The sequence below is a fragment of the Acinetobacter sp. CIP 102637 genome (assembly GCF_000368425.1).
Classification (GTDB): Bacteria; Pseudomonadota; Gammaproteobacteria; order Pseudomonadales; family Moraxellaceae; genus Acinetobacter; species Acinetobacter parvus.
This window is the reverse complement of record NZ_KB849435.1, coordinates 878,774-898,716: the sequence shown is the minus strand read 5'-3', so window position 1 is coordinate 898,716 and position 19,943 is coordinate 878,774. Positions and strand designations below refer to the sequence as shown.

The 19,943-nt window shown below is 38.7% G+C and carries 23 protein-coding genes and 2 pseudogenes; 19 read left to right on the top strand and 6 right to left on the bottom strand.

What is annotated here, in order from left to right; translation table 11 throughout:
* Window positions 1-366: 366 nt before the first annotated feature.
* Window positions 367-1,407, top strand: coding sequence for a 3-deoxy-7-phosphoheptulonate synthase (locus F967_RS07320; protein WP_004761128.1), 1,041 nt, complete (start codon window positions 367-369; stop codon window positions 1,405-1,407).
* Window positions 1,408-1,431: 24 nt separating this feature from the next.
* Here F967_RS07320 and F967_RS07315 read toward each other — a convergent pair whose 3' ends face one another.
* From F967_RS07315 to F967_RS07300, 4 genes are all read right to left on the bottom strand, one after another.
* The gene (locus F967_RS07315) at window positions 1,432-1,926 is read right to left on the bottom strand and encodes an IS630 family transposase (protein WP_004760103.1); all 495 of its coding nucleotides are present in this window, start codon (window positions 1,924-1,926) and stop codon (window positions 1,432-1,434) included.
* Window positions 1,927-1,973: 47 nt separating this feature from the next.
* Window positions 1,974-2,279, bottom strand: a complete 306-nt coding sequence (locus tag F967_RS07310) for an IS630 transposase-related protein (RefSeq protein ID WP_000122230.1) — start codon at window positions 2,277-2,279, stop codon at window positions 1,974-1,976.
* Between the two features lie 217 nt (window positions 2,280-2,496).
* Window positions 2,497-3,390, bottom strand: coding sequence for an alpha/beta fold hydrolase (locus F967_RS07305; RefSeq protein ID WP_004799108.1), 894 nt, complete (start codon window positions 3,388-3,390; stop codon window positions 2,497-2,499).
* Window positions 3,390-3,950 (bottom strand): PadR family transcriptional regulator, encoded by a 561-nt coding sequence (locus tag F967_RS07300; RefSeq protein ID WP_004760145.1) that lies wholly within the window; start codon window positions 3,948-3,950, stop codon window positions 3,390-3,392. The genes F967_RS07305 and F967_RS07300 overlap by 1 nt, the downstream gene beginning before the upstream one ends.
* A gap of 124 nt (window positions 3,951-4,074) precedes the next feature.
* Between F967_RS07300 and F967_RS07295 the strand changes: the two genes are divergently transcribed.
* From F967_RS07295 to F967_RS07280, 4 genes are all read left to right on the top strand, one after another.
* Complete coding sequence (locus tag F967_RS07295) at window positions 4,075-6,099, top strand: NADPH-dependent 2,4-dienoyl-CoA reductase (protein WP_004799107.1); 2,025 nt, start codon at window positions 4,075-4,077, stop codon at window positions 6,097-6,099.
* A gap of 73 nt (window positions 6,100-6,172) precedes the next feature.
* The gene (locus tag F967_RS07290; protein ID WP_004799106.1) at window positions 6,173-6,580 is read left to right on the top strand and encodes a nuclear transport factor 2 family protein; all 408 of its coding nucleotides are present in this window, start codon (window positions 6,173-6,175) and stop codon (window positions 6,578-6,580) included.
* 39 nt (window positions 6,581-6,619) lie between these two features.
* Window positions 6,620-7,336 (top strand): SGNH/GDSL hydrolase family protein, encoded by a 717-nt coding sequence (locus F967_RS07285; RefSeq protein WP_004760142.1) that lies wholly within the window; start codon window positions 6,620-6,622, stop codon window positions 7,334-7,336.
* 19 nt (window positions 7,337-7,355) lie between these two features.
* Complete coding sequence (locus tag F967_RS07280; RefSeq protein ID WP_004799105.1) at window positions 7,356-8,444, top strand: YheT family hydrolase; 1,089 nt, start codon at window positions 7,356-7,358, stop codon at window positions 8,442-8,444.
* A 53-nt stretch (window positions 8,445-8,497) separates the two neighbouring features.
* Here F967_RS07280 and F967_RS07275 read toward each other — a convergent pair whose 3' ends face one another.
* Window positions 8,498-8,968: a hypothetical protein gene (locus tag F967_RS07275; RefSeq protein ID WP_004677340.1), complete on the bottom strand. Its 471-nt coding sequence runs from the start codon at window positions 8,966-8,968 to the stop codon at window positions 8,498-8,500.
* A gap of 368 nt (window positions 8,969-9,336) precedes the next feature.
* Between F967_RS07275 and F967_RS07270 the strand changes: the two genes are divergently transcribed.
* The 14 genes and pseudogenes from F967_RS07270 to F967_RS07205 form a co-directional block, all read left to right on the top strand.
* A complete protein-coding gene (locus tag F967_RS07270; RefSeq protein ID WP_004799104.1) occupies window positions 9,337-10,974 on the top strand; it encodes a CTP synthase in 1,638 nt (545 codons plus the stop codon).
* A gap of 30 nt (window positions 10,975-11,004) precedes the next feature.
* Entirely contained in the window at window positions 11,005-11,862 is an 858-nt protein-coding gene (gene kdsA, locus F967_RS07265; protein ID WP_004677343.1) for a 3-deoxy-8-phosphooctulonate synthase, read from the top strand.
* Window positions 11,863-11,907: 45 nt separating this feature from the next.
* Window positions 11,908-13,197, top strand: a complete 1,290-nt coding sequence (eno, locus tag F967_RS07260) for a phosphopyruvate hydratase (RefSeq protein ID WP_004760137.1) — start codon at window positions 11,908-11,910, stop codon at window positions 13,195-13,197.
* A 128-nt stretch (window positions 13,198-13,325) separates the two neighbouring features.
* Window positions 13,326-13,697, top strand: a complete 372-nt coding sequence (gene ftsB, locus F967_RS07255; RefSeq protein WP_004799103.1) for a cell division protein FtsB — start codon at window positions 13,326-13,328, stop codon at window positions 13,695-13,697.
* Entirely contained in the window at window positions 13,681-14,385 is a 705-nt protein-coding gene (ispD, locus tag F967_RS07250; protein WP_004799102.1) for a 2-C-methyl-D-erythritol 4-phosphate cytidylyltransferase, read from the top strand. Before ftsB ends, ispD begins: the two co-directional genes overlap by 17 nt.
* 144 nt (window positions 14,386-14,529) lie before the next feature.
* The gene (locus F967_RS07245; protein ID WP_004799101.1) at window positions 14,530-15,006 is read left to right on the top strand and encodes a DUF6438 domain-containing protein; all 477 of its coding nucleotides are present in this window, start codon (window positions 14,530-14,532) and stop codon (window positions 15,004-15,006) included.
* A gap of 77 nt (window positions 15,007-15,083) precedes the next feature.
* Entirely contained in the window at window positions 15,084-15,338 is a 255-nt protein-coding gene (locus tag F967_RS07240) for a hypothetical protein (RefSeq protein ID WP_004760131.1), read from the top strand.
* Between the two features lie 4 nt (window positions 15,339-15,342).
* On the top strand, window positions 15,343-16,086 hold the full coding sequence (locus tag F967_RS07235; RefSeq protein ID WP_004682029.1) for an ATPase: 744 nt from the start codon (window positions 15,343-15,345) through the stop codon (window positions 16,084-16,086).
* Between the two features lie 103 nt (window positions 16,087-16,189).
* Entirely contained in the window at window positions 16,190-16,609 is a 420-nt protein-coding gene (locus F967_RS07230; protein WP_004760129.1) for a YeeE/YedE family protein, read from the top strand.
* Complete coding sequence (locus F967_RS07225; RefSeq protein ID WP_004799099.1) at window positions 16,606-17,016, top strand: YeeE/YedE family protein; 411 nt, start codon at window positions 16,606-16,608, stop codon at window positions 17,014-17,016. Before F967_RS07230 ends, F967_RS07225 begins: the two co-directional genes overlap by 4 nt.
* A gap of 11 nt (window positions 17,017-17,027) precedes the next feature.
* Window positions 17,028-17,900, top strand: coding sequence for an MBL fold metallo-hydrolase (locus F967_RS07220; RefSeq protein WP_004799098.1), 873 nt, complete (start codon window positions 17,028-17,030; stop codon window positions 17,898-17,900).
* A 132-nt stretch (window positions 17,901-18,032) separates the two neighbouring features.
* A complete protein-coding gene (locus F967_RS07215; RefSeq protein ID WP_034431090.1) occupies window positions 18,033-18,377 on the top strand; it encodes a transposase in 345 nt (114 codons plus the stop codon).
* Between the two features lie 189 nt (window positions 18,378-18,566).
* Window positions 18,567-19,151: a uracil-DNA glycosylase family protein gene (locus F967_RS07210; protein WP_004758015.1), complete on the top strand. Its 585-nt coding sequence runs from the start codon at window positions 18,567-18,569 to the stop codon at window positions 19,149-19,151.
* A 104-nt stretch (window positions 19,152-19,255) separates the two neighbouring features.
* Window positions 19,256-19,477: pseudogene (locus F967_RS07205) on the top strand (winged helix-turn-helix domain-containing protein); the annotation flags it as partial.
* Between the two features lie 105 nt (window positions 19,478-19,582).
* On the opposite strand, the pseudogene F967_RS07200 reads toward F967_RS07205, so the two are convergent.
* Window positions 19,583-19,864: pseudogene (locus F967_RS07200) on the bottom strand (hypothetical protein); the annotation flags it as partial.
* Window positions 19,865-19,943 lie beyond the last annotated feature (79 nt).

Below are 19,943 nucleotides of genomic sequence, written 5' to 3'. Positions count from 1 at the left end.
CTTGTCAAACACTGAAATAGTGCGTAATTTAGAACTTAGGAACAGTTTTTAGATATTTTAAAGAAACATGTTAAAGCATACTGTAAACACAAACGCATATTTTTATTTCTGGCACTATTAATGGTTGCCTGATGCGTTTCGGGCAGCAAAAAGGTTGCCCAAGCAGTTAATACCTGATCGGCAACCCCGATCAGGTTTTTTTATGCTTTAACAATCACGATTTTAGGAGAAATACCATGTATACATTTAACTATTCATATTTTAGCAAGATTTCTTGGTTTTACTTTGCAAAAAAATCAACATCACTTAGATCACACTTGCTCAAATAAATGATGGGACTGAACAACAGTCCAAAGGAAATCAATAATGAATGCTTTAAATACTGCTTTGACACAACCACACACTCATTCAAAAGAATCAATACTTAGCTTGCCATCACAACTCAAAGCACAGTATCCCTTGTCTGCAACTTTAGCGCAGCAAATTTCAAACCATCGTCAAACCATTCAGAATATTATATCAGGTCAGGATCATCGTTTAATGGTGATTACAGGGCCTTGCTCGATTCATGATCCTATCGCAGTACTCGAATATGCTGATCGCCTCCAACAACTACAAGAACAGGTAAAAGATCATATATTTTTGGTGATGCGTGCGTATATTGAAAAGCCACGTACTACAGTGGGTTGGAAAGGTTTTTTATACGATCCAAATTTAGATGGATCATCAGATTTACAATTGGGTTTAGAAAAATCCCGTGAACTTTATATTCAATTGATTGAAAAAGGCTTGCCGATTGCCAGCGAAATTTTAAGTCCAATGGCAACAGGTTATTTCGATGATTTATTGGCTTGGGGTGCAATAGGTGCACGTACCAGTGAATCACAAATTCATCGTGAAATTGCTAGCCATATGCCATATAGCATCGGTTTCAAAAATGGTACAGATGGTTCAATTCAAATTGCTTTGGATGCGATTCAGTCTGCACTGCATGGTCATCAATTCTTGGGGATGACTCAACAAGGTTTACCTGCAATTTTGCATAGTAATGGAAATCCATTACCACATTTGATTTTACGTGGTTCAAATCATGGAACTAATTATGATTTGGCTTCAATCCAAGCCATGCACTTTAAACATAAGCATTTACCTGCGTTAGTCATTGATTGTAGTCATGGGAATAGTGGTAAAGATCCATTACAGCAGCCGAATGTTTTAAAGCAAATCATTGCAGAACGTGCGGAATCCAAAGTACGTGGTGTGATGATTGAAAGTCATTTGGTGGATGGCAATCAAAAGATTTCTTGTGATATGAACTATGGCCAATCCGTCACAGATGGTTGTTTAGGTTGGGATAAAACTGAACAGTTATTGCTGGATGTTGCTGAGCAGATGAGAAGACATTAAATTGATTTAACAGCCAGTTTATAGTCAAACTACTTTATTATTCATACAGGATTCGAAAAAAACTCGAAATAACTCATCGACTGAGTCGATCAACCATTCTTTACGCTTACGTTTAACCCATGCCCACATCTGTTCTATAGGATTTAAATCAGGGCTGTATGCAGGAAGCCAAAGAATTTTATGCCCTTGTTGTTCCAATAATTCCTGAATATCTGCTCTTTTATGAAATGCTGCATTATCCATAACCACTACACTATTTTCAGGTAATGCTGGTATCAGGAATTGCTCAATCCAAAAATGAAAAACATCTGAATTGATTTTGCAATCAAATAAACCGACTGAAAATAAATCCCCTTTATGGATTGCTCCAATGGCATTGGTCTGATTCTTTAATTGCCAATTATATTGCCCTAAACAGGGTACTCCTTTTCGTGAATAGCCATGAGGTCTATAATCATGTGACTTAAAACCACTTTCATCCAGATAAATAATCGGGTGGTTTTTTTCTAATTCTTTCACTTGCTGAATAAATTTATCCCTAAGCCTTGTATCTGCTTTAGGATGGCTTAACGTCTTTTTTTAACTGTAATATTTAAGCGCTTTAATGCAGCACCAATAGATGAAACACCACAATTAAAACGTGCAGCACGTTCATATTGATAAGCATCAGGATACTTTTCAACATCTTCACGTAAAGCATCATCGTTAATTTTAGAAGGTTTACGTACACGAGTTTTTTTAATCTCTATACGTTTCTTCCATTCAACAATGGTATTTTTATTAATTTCAAATTGTGCAGCTACCGCTCGAATAGAATAACCTTCCTCAAGCTTAGCTAAAATTTTACGTCTAAAATGTTCTGAATAACTCATTGCACCATTGTATTAGTTTTATAATGATTTGACTATATGAATAAGCTGGCTATTTTTTGCGTAAAAATAGCCTAATTAACTATAGTCAAACTACTTTATTATCCATACAGGATTCAAAAAAACTCGAAATAATTCATCGACTGAGTTGTATTAGTTTTATAATGATTTGACTATAGGCTATCTAAAATCAATAAGGTAATCTACTGGCTTTGATTTTCTAAAAACTGCCAATTTCCTGACTAAATTTTCTAGGTTCAGTAATTAGTGGTGTATGCCCAGAACGTTCAAAATAAACCGCTTTGGCATTGCTCAGACTTTTAGCAATGATGGTTTGCCCCGTTTCAGGATAAAGTGTTGAACCACGCCCAATAAAGAAAGTGGTTGGACAGTTCACTCGGCTAATGGCTTCGCGATAATCCTCAGTATGATTTAAATAGTTTTCCACATACCAAAGCAGGTAATCCAAACGCTGGATAGGCAATAAATATTTTTGTAAAGAAGGGCGGTTGAGCGCTGCTTTAAATAGTTTGCCACTATAAGGATTGCTACTTTGTAACTCAAGAAAATTACTCCATGCGTTGACTAATTGATCACGAGCAGATGCAGCTAAATCTTCAAATTGGGTTGCCTGTCTATTTGCTGAGAGTACGTTTTGAATATCCAGTAGCAGCGATTTAAATTGCTCATGTTTTTGTCCAAATAAGCCATATTGCCATGAATCATCGACAGGAATTTTTGGTGTTTGATCAATATGCAGATAGGCTTTTAGTTTTTGTGCCAGACCGCCATGTTTAAACCCGTGCATGGCTGTGGTTGCACCCATTGAATAGCCAATCAGAATAAACTGCTCAAGTTTAAGTTGCTTAATCAATGTATCGACATCATTCCAGTGGCTTGAGATCGCATCCGTTTCAGGAATGGCACAATCTTTTGAACCACCAAAACCACGCCAGTCGGGAATGATAAATTCATATTTTTTACGGGTTGCAAATAAAAATGGAAGCCATAGCCAGCTTTGCATGCCCAATCCTGACAGGACGAGTACAGGTTTGCCCTCACCAACACGTCTGACAAACAATTTTTCCTGATCAGGCATGGTATAAAACGGCATTATTTTTCTCTAGCTCCGTTGGCTTTTTCAAACTTTTTAAGTTGTGGAATCATTTGTTCTAACCATCTTATCCATTCGATTTCTTTAATGATACCGAGTTCCAGAATCATTTTATGAATAAATAAGACACGATTAGTAGGTTCATTATTTTTAAAATCCTTATCATGGATGGTTTGATAAAGACTAAGTTTTTCTTTATGAAGTTCTAGATGTCGTTCAAGTTCAGGCAAAATATTATTGCCGCCAAGTTGTGCTTCGGCCCTTAATCTAACCATCAGGTCATCACGCAGCTGGGCAGGCTCGCTTTGTTGTTCAACCCATTCAGCAAGTTCTATTCTGCCTAGTGCTTCGACTTGATAGGTTTTTTTTCGGCTGTTTGCAGCCTGTTCTTCTAATGTAGAAATCCATCCTTTTTTCAGCATTCCATTGAGTTCGCGGTAAATTTGCTGATGAGTCGCGTTCCAAAAGAAGCCCATTGAACGGTCAAAACGACGAGCTAAATCAAAACCTGTACTTGGTTTCTCTAATAAGCTTGTCAATAAAACATGGGCAAGTGACATGATGATCCGTAATAAAAAATGACTCATCAGAATTATGCAATATGTTGCATAAAAATCAAATCTTGTTTATAAGTTTATGCAACAAGTTGCATTAGCAAGCAGATTGCTAGCCAAAGGAGAAAACATGTCAGCTTATCCACATTTATTACAACCACTTGACTTGGGTTTTACCACATTAAAGAACCGTGTGCTTATGGGCTCTATGCATATTGGTTTAGAGGAAGCACCTCAAGGCTATGAACGTATGGCTGCATTTTATGCAGAACGTGCCAAAGGTGGTGTAAGTCTGATTGTAACTGGCGGTGTTTCTCCAAATGATGATGGTGTTGTATTTGCACACGGTACAAAATTAGATACCGTCGAAGAAGCTGAAAAACATAAAGTTATTACTCAGGCTGTACATGAAGCTGGTGGAAAGATCGCAATGCAAATTTTGCATACGGGGCGTTATTCTTATCAGGCAAACAATGTTGCGCCATCAGCGATTCAAGCGCCCATTAATCCAATCAAACCTAAAGCATTAAGTTCGGCAGAAGTTCAACAAACGATTGATGACTTTGCCAACTGTGCCAAGCTTGCACAATATGCAGGGTATGATGGTGTTGAAATCATGGGTTCAGAAGGTTACTTGATCAATGAATTCATTGCTGCTCGTACCAACCACCGTGATGACGAATGGGGCGGTAGCTACGAAAATCGTATTCGTTTCCCAATTGAAATTGTAAAACGTACCCGTGCCACTGTTGGTGAAAATTTTATTATTATTTATCGTTTATCCATGCTGGATTTGGTTGAGGGCGGTTCAAGTCTGGAAGAAGTGATTCAACTTGCCAAAGAAATCGAAAAAGCAGGTGCAACTATTATCAATACAGGGATTGGCTGGCATGAAGCCCGTATTCCAACCATTGCCACTAAAGTACCGCGTGCAGCATTTACATGGGTCACAGAAAAGCTAAAAGGCTCAGTTTCAATTCCGTTAATCACATCGAACCGTATCAACACACCTGAAATGGCTGAACATGTACTGGCTTCAGGGCATGCAGACATGATTTCGATGGCTCGCCCAATGTTGGCTGATGCCGATTTTGTATTGAAAGCGAGTGAAGGTCGTAGTGATGAAATTAATACCTGTATTGGTTGTAACCAAGCATGTTTAGATCATATTTTCTCGATGAAGATTGCAACATGCTTAGTTAATCCACGTGCATGTTATGAAACTGAGCTGATTTTTAAAGAAACAAATGCAATAAAAAATATTGCAGTAATTGGTGCAGGTCCAGCGGGTCTAAGTTTTGCAACATATGCAGCGAGTCGTGGTCATAAAGTTAAAGTGTTTGATTCAAATAATCAGATTGGTGGTCAGTTTAATATTGCTAAGACCATTCCTGGTAAAGAAGAGTTTTACGAAACTTTACGCTATTTCAAACGTCAGATTGAGTTACAGCCGAATATTGAGCTGGTACTCAATCATACAGTGACTTATGAAGAACTCAGCCAGGCTAATTATGATGAGATTGTTGTTGCAACAGGGGTAACACCGCGTCAATTACAATTTGAAGGTATTGATCATCCAAAAGTATTGAGCTACATCCAAGTATTAAAAGAGCGTGTTCCAGTCGGTAAGCGTGTTGCGATTATTGGTGCTGGTGGTATTGGCTTTGATACAGCGGAGTATTTAACCCATGAAGGTGATAGCGGCAGTTTAAATCCTGAAAAATTCTATGCGGAGTGGGGTATTGATACAAGCTATGCGCATGTAGGTGGCTTAAAACAGCCTGAGCTAGAGAAATCTGAACGTGAGATTTACCTATTACAACGTAAAACAGCAGCTGTTGGTGCTGGATTAGGTAAAACGACTGGCTGGATTCATCGTACAGGCTTAAAACACCGCAATGTAAAAATGATTGCAGGCGCAAGCTATGACAAAGTGGATGATCAAGGTCTACATATCACCGTTGACGGACAAACTACTGTGCTTGAGGTTGACCATGTGGTGATCTGTGCTGGTCAGGAATCCTATACTGCGATGTATGAGCAACTCAAGGCGGATGGCAAAAATGTTCACCTGATTGGTGGCGCAAAAGAAGCAGGCGAACTGGATGCAAAACGCGCCATTCGTCAAGGTGCTGAACTGGCAGCCGTTTTATAAATACAATCAATCGGACATTTTCTCTAGGAGGAAATGTCCCTCATTTTAACATTTAAGGATAAAGGAAAATAAAATGACACTCGAAACAACAAAACAATCGCTGGAAAAATGGCATCAAATGATTCAAACAGGTGATATGTCCGCTTTAAATGAATTACTGGCAGATGATGTGGTTTTCCGTTCGCCTGTGGCATACAAACCTTATGAGGGCAAGCATGTGGTATTTTTTATCCTGACCAATGTAATTCAAGTTTTTCAGGATTTTACCTATCACCGTGAATTCTATACTGAAGATGGTGAAAACGTAGTATTAGAATTTAGCGCAAATGTGAGCGGAAAATTATTAAAAGGTATTGATATGATTCGCTTTAATGAACAAGGCAAAATTATTGATTTTGAAGTGATGATTCGCCCAATGAGTGGTTTGGCGGCATTGGCTGAACAGATGAGCGCAAGATTTGCTCAATATCAACCAAATTAATTAATACAAAATAGCCTAAGTAATATTAAGATCATTAGTATGTGGTTAAAACTTTCAACTTTCGGATTATTACCTGTATTGCTGATACAAGGCACAAAAGTTCGTAGGAATACACCACGTCTGCCAGAAGCAAGCGGTGATCGTGAGGGCAAGACTGGGCAGGGAAAACCCCTGTCACTTTTGATTCTGGGTGATTCAGCAGCAGCAGGTGTTGGTGTGGAAACACAACAGGAAGCTTTGTTAGGTGCAATTATTGCCGAGTTGCAGAATGAGTATGTGTTGCAATGGAAGCTGCATGCCAAAACAGGTGATACCACAAAACAGGTTTTACAGGCGATCCATGATTTAGAACCACAAAGCTATGATGTGGTGGTTACTTCCATAGGTGTGAATGATGTCACCAAATTAATTTCTGCTAAAACTTGGATAAAACAACAAAAACAATTATTTACTCAAATACAAAACCGTTTCCAGCCAAAACTGATTATTGTGTCAGGTGTGCCACCCATGCAACATTTTCCAGCACTACCTCAGCCATTGGCTTGGCTGTTTGGAAAATATGCCGAACAAATGAATGACGCATTAAAACAGTGGTTAGCTCCACAGCCACAATTTAGATTTATTCAATACGATATTAAAAATTTTCAGGCGATGAATTTACCTATGGCCAGTGATGGCTTTCATCCAAGTAAAGAAATTTATGCAATTTGGGGGCAACAGGTCGCAGCATTGGTGCGACAAACATTTAACGCATAGTCAGAGACGGTAATTGAACATGGGCGGATCTGTTTTAAACAAGCTTAAAGTTTTAGCTTTGGACGTACTGGATTCAGTCGTTGGTGCTGAGCAACCGAAAATGTATTATGACCCGCAAGGGAAAATTAAAGATGTTCTGGAAAGATTACCACAGTTAAAACAGAAATATCGCCCAACTTTTTGGCTCAGCAATAGCCATGTTCATCTTTTATATTTTGATTTAATCAAGAAGAAAACCAGCAAGCTTGAGTATGATCGTATTGATCAGTTGACCATGCAGGATGGTGGTGTTACTGCAATCGCATGGTATGGCTATGATTTGCCAGTCGATACCCCAACTGTTGTGATCATGCATACTATTACAGGTACACCTGAAAGTATGCGTGAACTTGTTAAAGACTTACATGCATATACGGGTTGGCGGATTGCACTTTGTTTACGCCGTGGACATGCAGGGTTACCGATGCCTGTGCCACAAATTTCCCTGTTTGGTTCAACCCATGACTTAAAAGAACAACTTGGACATATTCAAAACCTATTTCCAGACTCAGACTTATATGCGGTGGGTTCATCGGCTGGGACTGGATTATTGGTCCGCTATTTGGGCGAACAAGGCGAAGATACGCCATTTAAGGCCGCTTTTGCCATGTGTCCAGGTTATAACACTGAACTTAGCTTTAAAAATGTACATCCTTTTTATAGCAAAATGATGACCAAAAAATTATTTAAGTATTTTATTCATCCTTATCAAAATACATGGAGCAACATTGCTTCTCTTAAAAAAGTGCTCACCACGACCAGTTTGGAAGAATTTGAAAAAGAATATTTTGAAATGGCAGGCTTTCAGGATTATCAAAGTTATTGCCAAGCCATTAACCCGATTTATGTGTTTGAGAATGTTAAAATTCCATTGATGATTTTGAATGCTGAAGATGATCCTGTCTGTTCCATTAAAAATCTGGAACCTTATAAAGAGACTATTCAGCAGATGGAAAATGTTGTGGTAGTGACTACCAAAAAGGGCAGTCATTGTGGTTTTTATGAAAGCTTAGCAGTGAAATCATGGGCATCACGCTTGATGTCAGATTTTTTTAAGAGTTATTCATAAAGTTTAGCTGTAAAAAAGCCAGTTGAATTCAACTGGCTTTTGACTACAATCAATTAATTGTTCAGTGCAGGGGTTGCAGCGGCAATTGCGGCAGCAACAGCATCATCTTCACTTTGGGCTGGTGTCGATGGCTTTGGTGCTTTTACAGGTTCAGTTTTTGGTTGTTCTGTTTTAGCAGGCTTTTGCTCAGCCTGAACTGCTGGTTTAGGCTGTTCAGTACGTGGCGTTTCAGGTTGAGTGCTTGTATCTGTAGAAGTTTGTGCCTGAGTAGGGCGTGTTTCACCACGAATTTCAGTGGTCGTATTTGGTGTTTCCTCACGGCTTGTTTCAATCACTGGCTCAGGTGCGGGTTCCGCACTTTCTAGAGACTCAAATTCCTGAATTTTTTCAGGTTCAGGCTGAGTCGTTTGTGTCTCGGTTGCCTGTTCTTGCTGCTCTTCTTTCGGTTCTTCTTTTTTCACACAAGCAGTTAATAAAAGACCAGTCGCAAGTGCTGCACAAATTAAAAGTTTTTTATTTGCCATTGCTAAAACAACATATTGAATAAGGACAGCACGGATTATAGCAATAAAACCAGGTGAAGAAATCCCTACGGTTATCGGCTTTGATGATATTTTATAAATGTTTGCTGAGAGAGCGCTATTTTAAAATAAAATCACAGTAAATCTGGGGAAAAATTGCGGTATTTGTTCCATGCTATTGATCAGCCAAATATCATGTATGGATGAAAAATCCACAAATCCCATAAATTTTTATCGAAAATGCTGATAGAATAGTCGATTGTTTATAGTTCTTTGAATTGGTGCGGTTTGACTTTGCTTTCTTGGTGCAGAGTACAGTAAAATTGCCCAACATTGTAGGCCGATTTCGGCTCGATTGTACGAGAAACTCAATGACCCATTTTATTTTTGTCACTGGTGGTGTGGTTTCATCACTAGGTAAAGGTATTTCTGCTGCTTCTGTTGCCGCACTTTTGGAAGCTCGTGGCTTAAAAGTCACGATGGTAAAGATGGATCCATATATTAATGTCGATCCAGGTACCATGAGCCCATTCCAGCACGGTGAAGTTTTCGTCACAGAGGATGGTGCTGAAACTGACTTAGATTTGGGCTATTACGAACGTTTCCTGCGTCGCGCCAAAATGACCAAGCTGAACAACTTCACCAGTGGTCGTGTTTATCAGGACGTACTCAATAAAGAACGTCGTGGTGACTACTTGGGCGGTACAGTTCAGGTGATTCCACACATTACCGATAATATTAAGGAACGTGTACTTCGCGCAGGCGAGGGTTATGACGTTGCAATTGTTGAGATTGGCGGTACAGTGGGTGATATTGAATCACTTCCATTTATGGAATCGGTACGTCAGCTTATGGTTGAGCTGGGTCATAAACGTACCATGCTGATGCACTTAACCTTATTGCCATATATTAAGTCTGCGGCTGAACTAAAAACCAAGCCAACCCAGCACTCTGTTAAGGAACTGCTTTCGATTGGTATCCAGCCAGACATCCTGATCTGCCGTACTGAACATGAAGTTGATGCGGACACCATTCGTAAAATTGCACTATTTACCAATGTAGAAGCACGTGCAGTTATTGCATGTCCAGATGCAAAAACCATTTATCAAATTCCACGCAATTTCTACGAACAAAATGTCGATGATTTAATCTGTGAACGTTTTGGTTTTAATAACTTGCCAGAAGCCAATCTTGAAGACTGGGATAATGTGGTTGAAGCATTACTCAATCCAGAATACACCGTTCGCGTGGCAATGGTTGGTAAATATGTTGAGTTACCCGATGCCTATAAATCTGTCAATGAAGCACTTTTACATGCAGGCATTAAAAACCGCGTTAAAGTACAGATTGACTATGTTGATGCTGAATCTCTAGAGGGTCAGGATATTTCGGTTCTTGAAACGGCTGACGCAATCCTTGTTCCAGGTGGTTTTGGTGAGCGTGGTACTGAGGGTAAAATGCGTGCGATTCAATATGCACGTGAAAATAAGGTTCCTTTCCTGGGTATTTGTTTAGGTATGCAATTGGCGGTGATTGAATATGCACGTCATGTCGCAGGGTTGCCTGAAGCAACTTCAACTGAATTTAACCGTTCCACCAAATATCCACTCATTGGCTTAATTACTGAATGGCTGGATGAGCGTGGCGAATTACAACACCGTAGTCTTGAATCAGACTTAGGCGGCACCATGCGTTTGGGTGCACAAAAGTCTGAATTGGTTGATGGTGCAAAAATTCGTACAATTTATGGTCAATCAGAAATTATTGAGCGTCATCGCCATCGTTATGAAATGAATGATCGTTTTATTGAGACCATAGAACAGGCAGGTATGAAGATTTCAGGCTATTCTTCAGTACAACATTTGGTTGAAACTGTAGAAATTCCTGAACATCCTTGGTTTATTGCGGTACAATTCCATCCAGAATTTACAAGCTCACCACGTGATGGTCATCCATTATTTGCCAGTTTTATTGACGCTGCAAAGAAACAGCATCAAAAGAGTAAATAATATAGACTTAGATAAACTGGGAAAGTTTAAATGTCACAATTAAAACCACAAGAAGTTGTACGTTTAGGCGATATACAAATGGCAAATCATTTGCCATTTGTATTATTTGGCGGAATGAATGTACTTGAGTCAAAAGATTTAGCGTTTGAGATTGCTGAAACCTATATTGATATTTGTAAACGCCTTAACATTCCTTATGTGTTCAAGGCAAGTTTTGACAAGGCCAACCGTTCCAGCCTGAACTCGTTTCGTGGACCTGGCCTGGAAAAAGGCATCGAATGGCTGGGGGAGATTAAAAAACAGTTTAATGTCCCAATCATTACTGATGTGCATGAACCGTATCAGGCAGCACCCGTTGCCGAAGTTGCCGACATTATTCAGCTTCCTGCATTCCTCAGTCGCCAGACTGATCTCGTTGAAGCAATGGCAAAAACCCAAGCCATTATCAATATCAAAAAAGCACAGTTTCTTGCCCCACATGAAATGCGCCATATCCTGCATAAATGTCTAGAAGCGGGAAATGACAAACTTATCCTTTGTGAACGTGGTTCAGCATTTGGCTATAACAACCTTGTTGTTGATATGCTGGGCTTTGACATCATGAAAGAAATGAATGTACCCGTATTCTTTGATGTGACCCACGCTTTACAAACACCAGGTGGACGTGCTGATTCCGCTGGTGGTCGCCGTGCCCAAATCACGACTTTAGCGCGTTCAGGTATGGCAACGGGCTTGGCAGGATTATTTCTTGAAGCACATCCAGACCCTGAACATGCAAAATGCGATGGACCATGTGCGTTGCGTTTATCACAGCTTGAGCCATTCTTGGCGCAATTAAAAGAATTGGATACTTTAGTTAAAGGATTCAAAAAGTTAGATACCCATTGATGCATTCAGTTGCATCTTTTTATTCATTCAACAGAGGAATTGTTCATGAGCCAAATCGTTGACATTCGTGCACGTGAAATTTTGGACTCTCGTGGTAACCCAACCATCGAAGCAGACGTAATTTTGGAATCTGGGGTTGTTGGTCGTGCATGTGCACCATCTGGTGCTTCAACTGGTTCTCGTGAAGCTTTGGAACTGCGTGATGGTGACAAGTCGCGTTACTTGGGTAAAGGTGTTAAAAATGCGGTTAATAACGTAAACACTTTAATCCGTGATGCTTTAGTGGGTAAATCAGTATTTGAACAAAAAGACATCGATAACACGATGATCGAGCTTGATGGTACTGAAAACAAAGAAAAACTAGGTGCTAACGCAACTCTAGCTGTTTCTTTGGCTGCTGCTCGCGCTGCTGCTACTGAAAAGAAAATTCCTCTTTTCCAATACATCGCAGACTTGCGTGGTCAAACAACTTTGAGCATGCCTGTGCCAATGATGAACATCATCAATGGTGGTTCACATGCAGACAACAATGTGGATATTCAAGAGTTCATGATTGAGCCAGTAGGCTTCACTTCATTCTCTGAAGCATTACGTGCGGGTGCTGAAATCTTCCATTCTCTAAAATCAGTTTTAAACAAAAAGGGTTTAAATACTGCTGTGGGTGATGAAGGTGGTTTTGCTCCGAACTTGCGTTCAAATGAAGAAGCAATCACTGTTATTCTTGAAGCGATTGGTCAAACTGGTTACAAAGCGGGTTCTGAAATTATGTTAGCACTTGACTGTGCATCTTCAGAATTTTACAAAAATGGTCAATATATTCTTGCAGGTGAAGGTAATAAAGCATTCACAAGCAATCAATTCTCTGATTATTTAGCTGGTCTTGTAAATCAATATCCAATCATTTCGATTGAAGATGGTCTCGATGAGTCTGACTGGGAAGGCTGGAGCTATCTGACTTCAATTCTTGGTGATAAAATCCAGTTGGTGGGTGACGATTTATTTGTAACCAATCCTAAGATTTTACAACGTGGTATTGATGAGAAAGTAGGTAACTCTATTCTGATCAAGTACAACCAGATCGGTACATTAAGTGAAACTCTGGATGCAATCTACCTTGCGAAAGCGAATGGTTACAGCACTGTAATCTCACACCGTTCAGGTGAAACTGAAGATTCAACCATTGCTGACTTGGCAGTCGGTACAGCAGCAGGTCAAATCAAGACAGGTTCACTTTGCCGTTCTGACCGTGTTGCGAAATACAACCAATTGCTTCGTATTGAAGAATTAACCTATGCCGCTTATCGTGGTAAGGCTGAGTTCAAAGGTCTAAAATAAGGTCAAGCTTTAGCCATGTTAAAACTTCTTGAGAGCCTTTCTTTACAAAAGAGAAAAACTTCACGAATTCAGAATCCTATAGAATTTGTGACAGGTTTTCCTTTCAAGAGGGATGTGGGGAGTTTTTCATGCTAGATGTGTTTCGATCGACTTCGAGTAAATTGATTCTGTTGCTTGTGCTTGCTTTGGTTGCAAGCCTACAGTATCAATTTTGGCTGGGTGAGGGAGGCTACCTCCCTCATCAGGCTTTAACTCAACAAATTAAGCAGCAAGCAGAAGTAAATACGGAGCTTAAAGAGCGCAATCGTATTTTAGCGGCCGAAGTTTTCGACTTAAAAAATGGAACGGAAGCGATTGAAGAACATGCACGCTTAGATTTAGGTTTAATCAAGCCAAATGAAACTTTTGTGCAAATGAGTACCATCAGTACCCATTACAAACCAATTTATATCGATCCAAATGCAAAAGTAGATGTCGCAACCAATGAAAACCCCGACTAGGCTATGGGCGGTTGTGCCAGCAGCAGGTTCGGGCAGTCGTTTTTCAAAAACTGAATTAAAACAATATCAATATATTCAAAACCATACTGTACTTGAACATACTGTAAATCGTCTTAATAGCTTGGATTTAGCAGGATGTGTGCTTGCAATTGGCGAACAGGATCATTTTGCCAAAACACTTCCTTTTCAGCATAAAGATAAGTTACATTTTTGCTTAGGTGGTGCAGAGCGTGTTCATTCTGTACTGAATGCCCTCATTTATTTATCTGAAATTACCGATGAAGATGATTGGGTATTGGTGCATGATGCAGCACGCCCATGTGTGACGCAGGAAAATTTACAGCTATTGGTGAATACTGCAATAGCGCATAACCAAAGTGCAATTTTAGCAATCCCAGTTCGTGATACCTTAAAACTGGTGCACACTGAAAATCAGATTGAGAAAACAGTCAGCCGTGAATTGTTGTGGCAGGCACAAACCCCGCAGATGGCAAAATTAAAGATATTAAAAAATGCGCTTGAAACAGCATTAGCTAATCACATTGTAATTACTGATGAGGCAAGTGCTTTAGAATATATCAATCAGCCTGTACAAGTGGTGCAAGGTCGTTCAGACAACATCAAAATTACCTATGCCGATGATCTGGAACTTGCCCGATTAATTCTGCAATCACAAAATTCTCACTAGTTTTAATCCGTTTTGCTTTACATAATTTATAGTTAAATAGCCTAAGTAAAATTAGTGGAATATTAATATTTTAACATCAATATAAATCACAACAATTTCACTATTTGTTAAATTTGAACCACATACTTTATAACGGATCAACAAATGAAAAAATTATTAATCGCGGGTGTTTTTACATTTACATTAGTGGGCTGTGCATCTACACCACCGCAAGCTCAGGGTATGATGCAGGAAACTATTCGTTATTCATCTAGCCCATGTTTTGGTGCCTGTCCAATTTACTCAGTGGAAATTTCTCCATCTGGAGCGGTGCATTTTGATGGGAAACAATATACAAAAGTAACAGGAACCCAAGATTTAACAGTAAGCCCATCTGTTTATAAAAAACTTCAGCAAGAATTACAAAGCTATCGTCCTGAAACGGGAGCAAATGTAAAGACTACGGGATGTCAGCAAACAGCAACCGATCAACCAAGTGCATATTTCTGGTGGAAACGTCCTGATGGTACGGTAACACGTTTAAGTCACTATATAGGCTGTATTTCACCAGCAAATATTGAGTTAAATAAGCTGATTGAAAACATACCGAAATTAATTGGTATTGAGGATTTAGTACATTAATGCCAAGCTGTAAAAATGGACAAAATGAGCATTTATGTTAGTATAGTTATAAGCGCAATCATGCGGAGGAGTCATCAATGACAGCTTTTACAATCATGCAAATGAGTATACAAGAAGAAGATCATCTTCCTGACCTTGCTGTACAAGCGTTCCGCAATGCCTTTAAGCAGGCAAGTGAATGTTCTGAAGTTGTTTATGTAAAAGATCGTCAATTGTTAAAGCGGTTCCCTAATGGTGAGATCAAAGTACTACAAGATCTTTCAACATCGTATCAATCACTTGCAACTTCTCAACGTATCTTCAAACGTAAGAAAAAGTCTGTGACTGTTTAGAGATATGCGACAGCCACGTATTCGTATGTTTGCAGGACCAAATGGTTCTGGAAAAAGTACCATCAAGGACTATTTATTGCCCCGACATATTGGGGCATATTTAAATGCAGATGAGCTTGAAAAAGTTTTAAATCAAACACAAATTCTTGATCTGAATAGTTATCATGAGTTGCTGGATGTCGAAAAACTCATTGATTTTTTAAAGACCAAAAAGAAAAAGATAAATCAACAAATATGTGATTTATTGAGTCAGGAACCTGAATTATTTGCCGAGAGACAAATCCTTTTTGCAAAAGTTGATGTCGATTCTTATCTTGCAGCCCGAATCATTGATTTTATTCGTTTAGAATTTTTAAGATTAAAGATCAGTTTTACTTTTGAGACGGTAATGTCTCACATCAGTAAAGTTGAATTTTTAAAAGATGCACAAGAACAAGGGTTTAAAACATATTTATATTATGTTGCAACAGTGAATCCTGAAATTAATATCGCACGTGTCCACTATCGGGTAAGTATAGGTGGGCATCCTGTACCAGAACAAAAGATTCGTGATCGCTATTATCGTAGCCTGGATCTGCTTATGCAAGCAGTCGAAGTCACAGATCGAACTTATTTATTTGATAATTCATCTGATGGTGAAAAGGCTGCTTTTCTAGCGGAAATTGAACAAGCCGAAGTGTTAAAACTTAATGAGAATATGACTGAATTTCCACTTTGGTTTGTCGAAAAAGTTCTATCTGATTTTTAATAACATACTAATAATCAATTGGTTAAAAGATGCGTAAAAAATAACTTTGCTTTATCACCTAATTAACATAATATAAAAACATATAATATTATATGGTGTAATGATGTCTAGTATTCTCTTAGCATTGATCGGTGGTGGAGTTTTGGGCATTGCCGTTGTGGGCTATTTATATATCAATGGTCGTATTGCAGGTATGAGTGGTTTACTTGCCCAGTTATTACAACCAAAGTCTCTGAGTGGGAATCCAGCACTTTGGTTTTTACTTGGGTTATTTCTCACACCGTTTATTTACCAATTATTTGTAAAGCCTGAAATTATCATTGAATCCTCGCCATTCACTTTAATTGTAGCAGGGCTTTTGGTTGGCTTTGGAACACGTTTAGGTTCAGGCTGTACCAGTGGGCATGGTATTTGTGGTATCAGCCGATTGTCTCTACGCTCAATTATTGCAACGGTGACATTCATGCTTGCAGGAATGATCACCGTCTATATTGTGCGTCATGTCATAGGAGTCCATTCATGAAAAACCTGTTTGCTTTCCTGTTTGGTGGTTTATTCGCTTTAGGTTTAATGGTCTCAGGCATGTCAAACCCTGCAAAGGTATTGGGTTTTCTGGATGTGTTCGGCGATTGGGATATTAGCCTGATGTTTGTCATGATTGGTGCAATTGCGGTGGCAATCATTCCATTTCAAAAAGCCATTCGACATCCTAAAACTTTAAAGGGTGAAACGATGCTATTACCCAACAATAACCAAATTGACCAGAAACTGATGATTGGTGCTGTACTGTTCGGTATCGGCTGGGGAATTGCAGGTATTTGTCCAGCACCTGCAATTACTTTAATTGGACTGGGTTATTCACAAGCCTGGTATTTTATTGCTGCAATGATGTTTGGAATGTTTATACATCGCTTATGGGCTGAACGATAGGAGATATACTTATGCAACATCCTCAAGTCAAGGCTTTTTTTGATCAGAAGACTAATACGTTCAGTTATGTGGTCACTGATCCAGGTACACAGGTTTGCGCAATAATTGACAGTGTGTTGAATTATAATGCGGCATCTGCCTCAACATCGACTCAGGGTGCAGATGAAGTTATTCAATACATTGAAGAAAATCAGCTCAAGGTGGAGTGGATTTTAGAAACTCATGTTCATGCGGATCATTTAACCGCTTCGCAATATTTAAAAAGCAGGTTGGGTGGAAAAATTGCCATGAGTGAAAAGATTGCAATTGTGCAGGAAACTTTTAGTGCAATCTATCATATTGATCTTAAATATTTTAATACCCATCAAACCTTTGATTATTTGTTTAAGGATCATGAGCATTTTAAAATTGGTGAGTTGGATGCCTACAATATTCCAACACCAGGTCATACGCCAGCCTGTCTAAGTTATGTGGTTGGTGATGCAGTTTTTGTGGGTGATACGTTGTTTATGCCTGATTATGGGACAGCACGCTGTGACTTTCCAAAGGGGAGTGCGGAAGTCTTATATGATTCTGTGCAGCAGCTTTATAAGTTACATGAACAGACACGCGTTTTTCTTTGCCATGATTATAAGCCTGATGGGAGAACTGAGTTTGTGTGTGAAACCAGTATTCAAGCACAAAAGCAGGGAAATATTCATTTAAATGCAAAAACAGCTAAACAAGATTTTGTGCATATGCGTCAGGCGCGTGATGCGACATTAACAATGCCCAAATTGATTCTACCTTCCATACAAATCAATATGGATGCAGGACGTTTTCCTGAACCAGAATCCAATGGAATACGTTATTTGAAATTACCATTAAATTATTTCAAGTCCTAAGCTGATTCGCAAAGAAGCCTTATTTTTGCAATAAGGTTTCTTTTTAGTTTGATTATAAATAGCCTAAGTGTATTTAAGGAATTGAAGAAAAAATAACATCATATAAATTAATTTATAAAATTCAATTAGGAATTGTTGACATTTTCTGTAGATTTTGGTAATACAAATTCAATTGAAATTATGATCACAAATGGAACAACACATAATGTTAAGGTTGCGCCTGAGCTAGTCGCAAAATTAGATTTAGAAGAAACCGAAATTCTATGTGCAGACAAGGGTTATGACTCTGAACCATTACGAGAGCAAATAAGGGCGACAGATACTCAAGCCAAAATTCCACGAAAATCAAACACTCAGTCCAACAATAATCATATAGACTGGAATTTATATAAAATTAGGCACTTGGTGGAAAATGCCTTTGCGAGATTGAAGCACTTTAGTATCATGTTTGAAGAGCGTGTAACCAAGTATTTTTAAAATTGCATTTACACAGAATTATTTACACCTTCTTAAATCAGCCTAAACCTATAATGACTCTCCAATAATATAAAGCCATATTTAAAATGGTTATATTACTTGTATTCTTTTAAAATAGTCTTGAATTGATTAAAAAACAAAGTCACACTCAAGTTCAATTTATTTAAAAAATTAACTCTAAGCAGTACGATGATAGATATAGAAACACACCCTCTCACTCCTTTTTTGCCTGGCAATGCAAAACTGCTGATGCTGGGAAGCTTTCCACCGCCTCAGAATCGGTGGAAGATGAACTTTTATTATCCAAACTATCAGAACGATATGTGGAGAATTTTTGGCCTGATTTTTTTCAGTGATAAAAACCACTTTTTAGATTTACCCAATAAAAATTTTAAGGAAATTCAAATCCGTGAGTTTTTGTTCCAAATTGGAATTGGGATATTTGATACGGCCTATCAAATTAAACGCTTGCAGGGCAATGCCTCAGACAAGTTCTTGGAAATTGTGACTCCAACCGATTTGTCAGCTTTGCTTGAGCAAATACCAATGTGTAATACCATTATGACAACGGGAGACAAGGCTACAGATACGCTGATGCAGCATTTTCCAGATCAGCCTATCAAGCCCATGATCGGTCAATCGGTAAAGGTGGGTTATGATAATCGTGAGCTAAGCTTATATCGGTTGCCTTCATCATCACGGGCCTATCCATTGGCACTGGAAAAAAAAGCGGACATTTACAAACAGTTCTTTCAACAAATTGGCTTGGTTTAATTATAAAAAGAGGAGAAATGAATGATGTCGCTAGTCCAATCGACTTACACATATTATCGTGATTGCCCAACATCCAGTATATAGCTTTCGATTTTTCTGAGCGAAAATCCATGAATATGAATTACCGACGTGCTTGGCAACTGGTGGATACCATGAATCAATGTTTTCAGTCTGCTTTGGTCGAAACACAGACAGGTGGAACACATGGTGGTGGTGCGGTTATCCCTGAATTGGGGCAAGTGATTCTGAAAAAATTTAGGGCAATCGAACAGCAGGCAGCCAAAGCACTTGAACATAATTTTCAAGAATTATCCAGCTATAGCTGAATACGTAATTTATCATTACACCTAAAACCATAGGAAATCAGGTTTTACAAATGTTTCCATGTACTAATATTTTTAGAATTTAGCTATATTAGGACTTACGCACTATCATTTATAGACTCTCTGTGGTATCAGATGATTTTTATCGAGAATAAAGTCATCAATGAAGTTTTTGATCATTGGTCTAAATAATTTCTTCTGCCAACGATATACATTTTCAAAGATCCCCTCAAACTGGTTCTTTTGTATCTCAACGTACGGTACAAAGCCAAAATCTTTGAGCCAGACCACTTGACCCTGATGGAAATTCGGCAATAAACGCAGTTGAAACCATTGTCCTTTCTCTGGGGAAACCTTACGGTTACAGTCGATACCAAACATAAATCGAATACTGATGTGGTTCTAGGATTTTAGACCACGTCTATAAGTGATAATCTACTCCCCAATAAGCATGGGAAATGCTTGTTTT